General features: G+C 62.4%; 18 protein-coding genes. 4 read left to right on the plus strand and 14 right to left on the minus strand.

Annotated features, from left to right (window positions below):
- Positions 1 to 306 precede the first annotated feature (306 nt).
- From RAH32_RS20955 to RAH32_RS20980, 6 genes are all read right to left on the minus strand, one after another.
- Entirely contained in the window at positions 307 to 474 is a 168-nt protein-coding gene (locus RAH32_RS20955) for a hypothetical protein (protein WP_306610342.1), read from the minus strand.
- Between the two features lie 376 nt (positions 475 to 850).
- Positions 851 to 1,042, minus strand: coding sequence for a hypothetical protein (locus tag RAH32_RS20960; RefSeq protein ID WP_306610343.1), 192 nt, complete (start codon positions 1,040 to 1,042; stop codon positions 851 to 853).
- 64 nt (positions 1,043 to 1,106) lie between these two features.
- A complete protein-coding gene (locus RAH32_RS20965) occupies positions 1,107 to 2,456 on the minus strand; it encodes a class I SAM-dependent methyltransferase (RefSeq protein ID WP_306610344.1) in 1,350 nt (449 codons plus the stop codon).
- 4 nt (positions 2,457 to 2,460) lie between these two features.
- Positions 2,461 to 2,625, minus strand: a complete 165-nt coding sequence (locus RAH32_RS20970; protein ID WP_306610345.1) for a hypothetical protein — start codon at positions 2,623 to 2,625, stop codon at positions 2,461 to 2,463.
- Entirely contained in the window at positions 2,622 to 3,095 is a 474-nt protein-coding gene (locus tag RAH32_RS20975; RefSeq protein WP_306610346.1) for a hypothetical protein, read from the minus strand. The genes RAH32_RS20970 and RAH32_RS20975 overlap by 4 nt, the downstream gene beginning before the upstream one ends.
- 10 nt (positions 3,096 to 3,105) lie before the next feature.
- Positions 3,106 to 3,363 (minus strand): hypothetical protein, encoded by a 258-nt coding sequence (locus tag RAH32_RS20980; protein ID WP_306610347.1) that lies wholly within the window; start codon positions 3,361 to 3,363, stop codon positions 3,106 to 3,108.
- A gap of 609 nt (positions 3,364 to 3,972) precedes the next feature.
- Here RAH32_RS20980 and RAH32_RS20985 point away from each other — a divergent pair.
- Complete coding sequence (locus RAH32_RS20985) at positions 3,973 to 4,224, plus strand: hypothetical protein (protein ID WP_306610348.1); 252 nt, start codon at positions 3,973 to 3,975, stop codon at positions 4,222 to 4,224.
- A gap of 240 nt (positions 4,225 to 4,464) precedes the next feature.
- On the opposite strand, the gene RAH32_RS20990 is transcribed toward RAH32_RS20985, so the two are convergent.
- Together RAH32_RS20990 and RAH32_RS20995 are read right to left on the minus strand one after the other, a co-directional pair.
- Positions 4,465 to 4,881, minus strand: a complete 417-nt coding sequence (locus RAH32_RS20990) for an ion channel (protein WP_306610349.1) — start codon at positions 4,879 to 4,881, stop codon at positions 4,465 to 4,467.
- Positions 4,882 to 5,505: 624 nt separating this feature from the next.
- On the minus strand, positions 5,506 to 5,766 hold the full coding sequence (locus tag RAH32_RS20995) for a hypothetical protein (RefSeq protein WP_306610350.1): 261 nt from the start codon (positions 5,764 to 5,766) through the stop codon (positions 5,506 to 5,508).
- Between the two features lie 82 nt (positions 5,767 to 5,848).
- On the opposite strand from RAH32_RS20995, the gene RAH32_RS21000 reads away from it, so the two are divergent.
- Positions 5,849 to 6,010 carry a hypothetical protein gene (locus RAH32_RS21000; RefSeq protein WP_306610351.1) on the plus strand — a complete coding sequence of 54 codons (162 nt, stop codon included), beginning with the start codon at positions 5,849 to 5,851 and terminating at the stop codon, positions 6,008 to 6,010.
- Between the two features lie 4 nt (positions 6,011 to 6,014).
- Here RAH32_RS21000 and RAH32_RS21005 read toward each other — a convergent pair whose 3' ends face one another.
- The 3 genes from RAH32_RS21005 to RAH32_RS21015 form a co-directional block, all read right to left on the minus strand.
- Positions 6,015 to 6,272: a DUF982 domain-containing protein gene (locus RAH32_RS21005; RefSeq protein ID WP_306610352.1), complete on the minus strand. Its 258-nt coding sequence runs from the start codon at positions 6,270 to 6,272 to the stop codon at positions 6,015 to 6,017.
- Between the two features lie 4 nt (positions 6,273 to 6,276).
- Complete coding sequence (locus tag RAH32_RS21010) at positions 6,277 to 6,459, minus strand: DUF3606 domain-containing protein (RefSeq protein ID WP_306610353.1); 183 nt, start codon at positions 6,457 to 6,459, stop codon at positions 6,277 to 6,279.
- Between the two features lie 61 nt (positions 6,460 to 6,520).
- Entirely contained in the window at positions 6,521 to 6,820 is a 300-nt protein-coding gene (locus RAH32_RS21015) for a hypothetical protein (protein ID WP_306610354.1), read from the minus strand.
- Between the two features lie 85 nt (positions 6,821 to 6,905).
- Between RAH32_RS21015 and RAH32_RS21020 the strand changes: the two genes are divergently transcribed.
- Entirely contained in the window at positions 6,906 to 7,133 is a 228-nt protein-coding gene (locus tag RAH32_RS21020; protein WP_306610355.1) for a type II toxin-antitoxin system VapB family antitoxin, read from the plus strand.
- Complete coding sequence (locus RAH32_RS21025) at positions 7,133 to 7,588, plus strand: hypothetical protein (RefSeq protein WP_306610356.1); 456 nt, start codon at positions 7,133 to 7,135, stop codon at positions 7,586 to 7,588. The genes RAH32_RS21020 and RAH32_RS21025 overlap by 1 nt, the downstream gene beginning before the upstream one ends.
- A gap of 259 nt (positions 7,589 to 7,847) precedes the next feature.
- On the opposite strand, the gene RAH32_RS21030 is transcribed toward RAH32_RS21025, so the two are convergent.
- The 3 genes from RAH32_RS21030 to RAH32_RS21040 are packed head-to-tail and all read right to left on the minus strand — an operon-like array spanning position 7,848 to position 9,078.
- Positions 7,848 to 8,015, minus strand: a complete 168-nt coding sequence (locus tag RAH32_RS21030) for a hypothetical protein (RefSeq protein ID WP_306610357.1) — start codon at positions 8,013 to 8,015, stop codon at positions 7,848 to 7,850.
- On the minus strand, positions 8,012 to 8,191 hold the full coding sequence (locus RAH32_RS21035; RefSeq protein ID WP_306610358.1) for a hypothetical protein: 180 nt from the start codon (positions 8,189 to 8,191) through the stop codon (positions 8,012 to 8,014). Before RAH32_RS21035 ends, RAH32_RS21030 begins: the two co-directional genes overlap by 4 nt.
- Entirely contained in the window at positions 8,188 to 9,078 is an 891-nt protein-coding gene (locus RAH32_RS21040; RefSeq protein WP_306610359.1) for an ArdC family protein, read from the minus strand. The genes RAH32_RS21035 and RAH32_RS21040 overlap by 4 nt, the downstream gene beginning before the upstream one ends.
- Positions 9,079 to 9,300: the final 222 nt, after the last annotated feature.

Here is a 9,300-nt window from a genome sequence, read left to right on the forward strand (position 1 = left end):
GCCCGGTTGACCACAGGCTGACGCTCGATCCCTGTGGTCTCGCTTACAGCCCGGCTCGCGGCCTTGCGCCTCCACTCCCAAGGTCGTTCCAGCACAAGGCTGGACAACCGGGCTCATGGCCCGCGTCAGCGGTCCCGCCCGAAGGGACGAGATGGGCAGGGCAGGGCGACCAGGACCGGCGGGCGAGGGACTGGCTCGGGACGAGACAGGCATCCGCGCGCCGCAGCCGGGAGCATCGCCCTGACCAGCTCGGGTGGAGGCCGGCTTGCCGGCCGGAACCGGGGACGCGACCCGAAGGGGGACGCCCTACTTGATGACTTTACGCATGGAAGGCGGGAGGCAGGCCAGTCCGACGACTTCGTAGGCTTTGGTTTCGGGATTGAGGATCATGAGGCAGTTGCCCCGCAGTTCCAACTGAATGATGCCTTCTGGATCACTCAAGCTGTCAAACTGCGACAGCATCAACTCGATCATGTCTCGGGTAACTTCAGCCCTGCAATCGGTTGCTGTCTCTCGTGCCGCAAACATCGAACCCCATCCCTCTGTAAGTAAAACGGGTGTTAACCGTCCTGACTGACAAAGCTATGCCACTGGCTAAAAAGCCAGTCCAAAAAGCCAGTTTTCAGATTTCGATTGACAACCTTACCAGAGCGTCACTTGCCAACTAGCTGGCATGTTTTGGGTTTTTCCAAGCTGCGACTCAGCCTGGTTCGATGCCGCAATGGAGAGGCTGAAAAAAAGGCCCCGCGCAAGCGGGGCCTTAAGTTACTCCGTCGCTAGATGGAGCAATGCAGTCCTTAGCACTTTCTGAGGCTTGGCACTACGATCTTTTGGTCAAGGATCTGGCGGCTCAGCAGTCCGGCAGGGCCGGGCCGGGGTAGGGGTTCGCGGGTCCGTAGCGCACGCCGTCCTGCTCGAAGCAGCCATTGAAGCCGCACAGCCAGGCGCGGTGCAATTCGCTGCGCGCAGTAATGCGGCGCAGCCAACGCGGCATGACGCGGCCGGAATGTCCCGCCAGATAGATGCGCAGATAAAGGTTCATGGGGTGATCCTTGCAATGAGGCGAGGACAGGGGCAGGCGCATAGCCTGCCTCTGTCGGTTTCAGTTACGCCTTGGGCTTGTGATAGACGCAATAGCCGGTCGGAACATTGGTACCGGAGCTGGCGAAGCTGCCCACGGGCAGATCGGTCCAGCGGCCTATGGTCGTGCCGTGGTCATAGTGGGCCGTTGCGGGCAGGATGCAGACCAGGACGCCGCCCGGCTTCAGGAACTTCACCGCATGATCCAGATGGAGCTTGTAGTGCCGGCCATAGAAGGGCGGGTTCATCACGACTGCATCAAAGCGCGGATCGGGCGCGACCTGCAGGAAATTGGCGGTCATGACAGAATGACCCTTGGCGCGGGCCTGCTCGGCGCGGGCTGCGTCATACTCGATGCCGGTCACGATGACAGGGGCGCGGCCACGCCGGTCCTCGGGGCTGTCGTTCCACGCTGCAAGCTCGTCCATGATCCGGCCGTCACCGCAGGACGGTTCAAGGATCTGTTCGCCGCCTGACAGGTATAGGGCGCTGACAATCTCCTGCGCCACGCGGCGGGGTGTGGGATAGAATTGCAGATCGCGGGCAACCTCCGTGCTTGGCCGCTTGGCCTCGGCCTCGGTCGGCGCGTCGGGCAGAACCTCGCCATAGAACTCGGCCAGGGCGCGGTTAATGTCGCGCCGTCCATCCTCGTTGAAAATCAGATGCACGTTGCCGTTCTTGAAGGCGCGGATAAAGCCTGCGCAGCAATCGGCTTCGCCGTGTCGCTCGGCCTCCTTCATCATGTCGGCAAACTCGCGGTATTCATAGCGCGGCTGGCCGCGATAGACGCGCAGGGCGTTCAAGGTGTCCTTCAGCCGCTCCTGGCCCCATCCGTTCCAGCCGGTCGCGCTGCCGATGATGATGCGCTTGGGCAGGCCCTCGACGCCGATCTTCACCTTGGAATGGCTCTTATAGGCGGGGTCCAGGTCGCAAAAGCACTCGGCCAAGCCCTTGAGGACGTGAAAGCGCGGGTCCAGCAGGTAATCCCCGAACACTTCCGCAAGATTGGGCAGGGTGAAGGGCAGGGGGTTGGTCAGCTTCAGGTCAAGCTGCTTGCGATCCTTGGCACTGGCAATGCGCTCGATCTGCAAGCCTTCATAGACATGCTTCCAGGCCGAACGCAGCAGGGCAAGGCGCACATCGCGTTCGTAAAGGCTCGGGCTGCGGGAAAAAATCTGCCCGCCATAGGCTCCGCCGATGCAAGCCGCGACGTTGATTGCCGTCTCGGCCTGGTTGAACTCGGCAATTGCCTCGGGAATGGCCGCGGCCTTCTCGTCATACTCGGCCACGATCTCGGACAGGCTGCGGCGCAGCGCCGGCGCTGCATGTTCCTGCGTCTCTCCGATCTTCGGAAACTCGGTGTTGTGATAGGTCATGTCGTCACCCTTGGCCCAGGAAACGCTCGAAGGCGGTCCGGCCGTTGTCCGTTACGTCCCAAACCTCATGGCCGTGGCGGCGCGCGAAGCACCAAGCCAGGGCCTCGGTGTCATGGGCGCGGGGGAGGGCGCTTGGATGCGCCCTCGTTTCGATGATCCGCCAAGTCATGCCGTGGCCTCCTGCCGGGCGGCAAAGGCATCCAGCATGAGATACATCGTTTCCATCGAAGGACCGTCACCATAGACAACGGCGCGGCCCGCAAGAGTCGGGTCGGCCTCGCACTTGGCGCGGACGCGCCTGTCATGATCGAGATAGGCGTTGACGGTGAAGCGGCTTTCGCCCGCGCCGCTGTCGTAGAAATAGACGTGCCATTTGAGAAGCTGGTCGGGGTTGTCGTCGGCCTCGGCCATCAACTCCTGCGCGGCCAGGGTCTGAACCTCGACGGATCGGGCGCAATCGCGGATGAAGCCATTGCTCTTTGGTCCCTTGAAATCGGCGGTGTCGCGCACGCCGAACACGTTGCCGGGGCAACGCTCGGCCACAAGACGGGCCAGGATCTGTGCGCTGCGGGCGCTGCCGGTGGCGGCGACATAGGGCGCCGGGTGCATGTCGATCTGGACCACGGAAAAATAGGTCATCGCCGCCTCCTTACTGGCTCAGGGCGGCATAGGTGCCGCGATCTTCGTAGCGGATGATGGGTTCGCCGGTCTTGGACAGGCCGCCCCAGCAGGGGCCGACAAAGCCTGCGATTTTCGGCTGGTCCTGCAATTCGGGCCGCAGGCGGGTGCGGGTCTCGGTCCCGGTGATTTCGGTGCCCATGTTCTCGACCCATGCGGCCAGGTCATCGGTGACGACGCGGCTCATGCCGCTGTCGTCGGTCATGGTGACAATCTCGAACAAAGCCATTCCGGCCTCCTTGTGGTGCTGCCCTTTGCCGGTCTGGTGCCGGATGATCGGGCGGGGTTTCTGGCGAGGAAGCGCGAAGCGCGCGCCTCTCCTGAAACCCTGCCTCCCGGCGAGGGCAGGAGGGGGACCCAGGCAAGGTTGTCCGTAGGGGCGAAGGGGAGGGGGATCACCCGGCCTGCACGGAGCCAAAGGCGCAGGAAGGCCGGGGAAACCCCTTCGCCCCGTCAAGCGGACGGCCTTGCGTGGGGGAACCGGCGGTTCCCATGAACGGACACGCGCCCTTCGCGCGTGGCCCCACAAAGGGCAGGGGCGTTCGGCTTGTCCGAATCCCCCGGCCAGGCGCGGTCTCGCGCCTTTGCCTCGATCCCCGCCCTGTGCGGGGATCCCTCGATCATCTTTCCCGGTCGAAGCTATCCAGCCTGCCGCCTCCCTGCGGGCGGCGGGCCTTGCAGGGCGGCGAGCTGGACGTGCCCATCAAAGAGCAAAGGGAAGCGAGCCGCCCTGTGGAAGGGTTCGGCGGGATTGTGCCATCCTACAGAGCTAACGAAGGGAAATTTGGCATACGATTCTTGTCGTGCTAGGCTCTCTGGGTGCAAAGGAGGGTGTGACATGCTCCATTCCCCCGAGCAGCACGACAAGCCTTGGTCGGAAGTAAAATCCGTCTCGGAACTGTCGGATGATGAGGTCAGGCAACTGTTCGACGCCAAGGTCGCGAAGCTCAACGAAGAACAGCGATCAGCGTCAGTGAGCGGTAAGTCGGTCCAGATTTCACGGTCATTCTCGCAGACTAGGCGCGGACGCCGGCTGAGGTTTCCATGGTGGAAAGGTTTGACCGGATCAGGCAACTGCCCGCCCGGTTGACCACAGGCTATGTGCTCGATCCCTGTGGTCTCGCTTACAGCCTGCTTCGGCCTCCCGCCTCCACTCCCAAGGTCGTTGCGGCGCGAGGCTGGACAACCAGGCTCCCCCGCAAGCGATCGCCACCCGCAGGGCCGAGACTGGGCCGCTGGACCGACTATTGCGGCCCCGCGCAGGCTGGCTCGGGACGAGACAGGCGGCACGGGAAAAGCCGCAAAGGAGGGGCAGGGGGCCAGTCGTCGTTCAGAGCCCGTCCAACGCTTTCGACCAGATGCTGTAGCTGAAGGTGGCGGACCAGGTCAGAATCATGAACCCGCCCAGCGACTGCATCATGTTGATCAGGCGGAGCGGGCCAGCGGCCTCGATCTGCGTGTAACCCAACGAGGTGAAGTTGATCCCCGAGAAATAGATCAACCCAGTCCAACTCATGTCGGCCTCGTGCAACTGCCCCAGCCATGGCCAACTCAGCAGCACGCGGTAGGCGCCAGCGAAAAGCAGGATTTCCGCCAGGTGAATGACAAGAAGGCCGATGAAGACCGTGATGATGGCTCGGTTTGGGTGCTCCTTGGCATCCGCCGTCACCTTGCGCAGTTTCAATAGCGCGAAGTGGTGGAAGATCCCCAGAAAGGCGACAAGGCCGAAGCCAATCAGCAGCGCCATGGAAAGCCTCCCCCTGTTGTCCTGTCCTGTTGTGGTCGCCCCGGCAGGCTTGCCGGTATTCGCGCCGTGATGTCGTTCTCTGCGGGATCTTCCTCGCATTCTCAAGCTGCCAGCAGGATCAAGGCATACCTGCGGCGCCAAGCAAGAAGCGTCAACGTTGCCTTGTCGCTTCTCCGGCAACTGAGACGCAGGGTCAAAACACAACCTTGACGCGAAAAAGGTTCCTTTATTCACGCGTTCATTGTACCTGTGAGCGAATATCCGCCTATTGATTCAACCATAGCAGGTACATGCTCACGATGCGCCGGACGATGAATGCCACAATGCTCCAAGACTATCTCTCTTCGGCGCACAGGACGCTTCTGCTGTGTCGCGCTCATGCAGACGCGTTTGCACTGACGGGCGAAGAAGCCCAGGACGCAGCTCATCGCATATCCCTCAGCATCGCAGAACTTGAAGACCTGCATGAAGACATTGGCAAGCAGCTGGCGTCTGGTTGACGACAAAGGAAGGCGGTCCCTCCCGGCACAAGAAGCACAGCTGTCTTGGCAGAAAGGCCGAAGCCTGGAGCGCGGCCCCGGCCAAAGGATGGGATGCGGCTGGAAGCAGGCTCCGGGACAGATCTTATAGGCGAGGGCGACCGGCCTGCTCCCGGCTGCATTCCGCATCATATAAGGCCAGCAGTTTTTCCAGGCCCAGCATGTCGCACAAGAACCTGACCGCTTCCGGGTCATTGTCCTCTGCCTGAAGGGCGGTGGCATAGAGATTGTCGGCCAGGGTCTTGAGGGCACGCACCCGTTCGGCGGTGAGATTTTCTCCGGTCGATGCGGATTCAATGTCGGCGGCGGCATCACGGGCAGCCATGACGATTGCCGAGACGATCATTGCAGATTTCCAGTCATTGCCTGCTCGTGTTGGGTAAAGTCCATGGTGCCCAACCTGACAGCGGAAAAGGAAGAAATGGAAGATGGCAGATGACGGGATCCGCAAGGCGGTTGGCTGTCTTCGGCAGATCGAGAAGCTGGCGGAGGCAGGCGACCTTGACGGGGTTCTGCTCGAAGCGCGTCCGGCCCTTCATCTTTGCAATGCACCGTCCAGCAGCGACACGACCTCTGACGCGGGGACGTGAGCTGCTATTGTTCGCGGACGAACACCCCGGCTGACGTCAACGCCTGGATGAAATCGGCCCTGACCTGATCGGGCGTTGCCTTGCCTTCGACAAAGGCTATGCAGGACGCCGCTGCGCGCCGATAATCTGGGTCGTCCTTGTCGCAATGTTTCATCAGTGCCCGGCCCATGCCATTGGCATCGCTGACGGTGCGAAACCGACTGTCTGTCTCTTGATAGGACACCGGCCGGATGATGCGCAGCTTGCTTGCATGGCCTGCCATGGGCTCAATCCTCGGAGAGCTTGCGCTCGACCTTTTTGCGGCTGTTGCCTTCGGACTTCACGGCCTCGCACACCTCGTCCTTGGACACATCCACCTTCTCGCCCTCATAGCGGACTTCGTGATCCTGTCCGGCCGCGACCTGACAGCGATCCTGGGCGCAGCCCCGGTTTGTCTGTTCCTTGGTCATCGTTGCCTCCATTCCTGTGAAGGATCAATACGGCAATCTGTACGATGTTTCGGGCAAGGGATCAGGCGCGGCGGCGCAGGATCACCAGATAGATGAACATGCCCCAGGCAAAGAGGTCGAGCACCCGCTGGATATAGACCAGCACCAGGTGCAGGCTCGCGCCGATGAGGGGCACCAGCGTCAGCGCCTCGCCATGATGATAGAGCGACATGGCGAAGGCGAAGTTGAACAGCAGCAGCAGAACAGCCGCAGCCTTTAGCCCGCCTAACTCGGCGGCGGGCGTGCCGTGCGCGAAGCGCAGGGCATCGACCGGCTGAAGCAGCAGGAAGCGGATACGGCCTGTCAACGTGTCAGGGGGCATGGCCGGAACCTCGCTCGGACTTGCCGACCAATATGCAGGTGTATAGGCTAATTTGTAAATGCTGTGCATACAAATTGGAACGCACATGGGCAAGTTATCCATCCGCGATGAAGGCGTGAACGATCTGGCGGAAACGCTGGCCGAGATGCTTGGGGTCAACAAGACCGAAGCGGTGCGGCAGGCAATCCAGAACGAAATCGAGCGCCTTAGGTCCATCCCGACCATCGAGGACCAGATTGCCGCATTGCAGGAGCGGGTGAAGAACTACGGCTTTAGGTCCACGCACATCGTTCCGCCGAAGGGCAAACGCTGATGTTCGTTGATAGCTCTGCCTTCCTTGCCATTCTGGGCAACAGTTCGGACGCGCCCTTGCTGGTGGAAAAGATCAAGGGCAGCCGCAGGCAATGCAAGACCTCGGCCAGCGTGCGCCTCGATGTGGTCATGGCTTTGGCCGAGGGCCGCGCGGACAAGCGCGGCACCTCGGCCGAGGCGGTTGAACAGGCCACCGAGGTTTTCGACAACCTGCTTCAAATCCTGAAGGTTTATGAAATCGCGATCAGCCCGCGCATCGCCGCTGATGGATGCAGGCTTGCGGCCTGGTTCGGCCAGCAAGCGGATCACCCGGCGAAACTGACGGTGCAAACCTGCCTGGCGCTTGCGGCCGCGGAGTCGCTGCGCCTGCCGGTCCTGCACAGCAACCCGGCCATTGACCGGATCACGGAACAGGATTGGACGGCATGGCGGATCGGGGAAGGAAGAGCAGGCTGATGATCTCAGACTGTTTCCGGGAACTCTCTTGGCAACCTTACGTTGACCGGAACTCCCTCCCTGTTGGAGATACCTGCCCCGCCTTTTTCAGGCGGGGCTTCTTTATGGGGTGACGGCGCAGCCGTCTCCATCTTGCCGCATTCGCGGTTCTCGCGCGGACAGCGCAGGGCCAGACGGGGCGGGGCCGGCTCAACGGCTCCGCCCCGCCTGGTCAACCAGATCGACAAGGAAAAGCCCCCGCTGCTGCGGGGGCCGGGTGTCAGATCGCGCCGATAAACCGCTCTCCGCGCGTGGGGTCCATTTCATAGATCAGAACCTCGATGCCGAGGCGGGCGGCCCGGCGTTGGCCGCGCCGCTCCGCTTCTGCCAAGGTGGCGCAGATGATGGGTAGGTCGTCGGGGTCATCGCGGATTTCGTAGGTCGTCAAAGCACGACTCCCGGCTTGAGATTTCCGGCTGCGTCTAGCCAGCCGCGCGCCTTGGCGCAATCCATGCAGATGCAGGTTCCGGCTCCCTCGACCACAACCGGCGCGAGATAAACCCAAGGGTTGCTCCTGCCGCATTTGCGGCAGGACAGGGCGGGCAGGGGATGGGGGCGGCTCATGCGGCCCTCTTTTCTTCTGCATCGGTCTGCTGACCTTTCATCAGCCATTCGGCGGCCTTCTGCGCCTCGCTGGCGGCTTTGAAAATCAGCCGCTTGTCGTCGGTCAATGCGCGCAACCAGCTTTGAACGTATGCGCCGGACTGGTCAAAATCCGGGGTCAGGCCAAGCCGGGCGCAAGTCATGCAGTTGCCAATCTCCGCAATCAGTTCCTCGAAGGCGTAAGCCTTGCGGTCATTGAAGCGGGAAAAGCGGTCAAGGCGGCTCTTGTGGCCGGTCCAGTGGGTCGCCTCATGGGCAAGCGTGGCATAGTAGCCTGCGGCGCTGTGGAACGTCGCAATCGGCGGCATGTGGATGAAGTCCTCGCCGGGGTTGTAGTAGGCTTGCGGCTCGTCGCTGGTGCGAATGTCCGCGCCGGTCGCCGCGAAAAAGGCGTCAAGGACGGGGTCGGCGGCGGTGCCAAGGTCGCGGGCAGGCTCGGCGGGGGTGCCGTAGTATTCTGCGGGCAGGCCGTCGATCTGCTCGGCGTTAAAGACGCGGTAGGCTTTCAGGTAGGGCAGGCGGCGTTCCTCGCCCGTCTCCGCGTCCTCGCGTTCAAAGGTGCCGTATTTGACAACGGTGGATGATTTCTCGCCCTTTCGCACCTGTCCGCCTGCCTCTTGGGCCTGCTTGTAGGTGAACCAGCGGGCGGCGCGGTAGCCTTTGGTGTCTGCGGCAAGCCACAACATCAGGACGTTGATGCCGGAATAGGGTTCGCCGTTGCTCCGCAGCGGGAAGGGTGCGCCGCCCTTGTCGCCGGTCCACGGCTTGCGCCATGCCGGGGTGCCTACCTCGATGCTGGCAATGATGCTGTCGGTGACGTGGGCGTAGAGGTCGAACTTGTCAGCCATTTGTGGCCTCCTTGTGGCGATGCCCTTTGCCGGTCTGGTGCCGGATGATCGGGCGGGGTTTCTGGCGAGGACCGCGAAGCGGCCCTCTCCTGAAACCCTGCCTCCCGGCGAGGGCAGGAGGGGGACCCGCGCAAGGTTGTCCGTAGGGGCGAAGGGGAGGGGGATCACCCGGCCTGCACGGAGCCAAAGGCGCAGGAAGGCCGGGGAAACCCCTTCGCCCCG

Source organism: Paracoccus yibinensis (assembly GCF_030846195.1).
Classification (GTDB): Bacteria; Pseudomonadota; Alphaproteobacteria; order Rhodobacterales; family Rhodobacteraceae; genus Paracoccus; species Paracoccus yibinensis.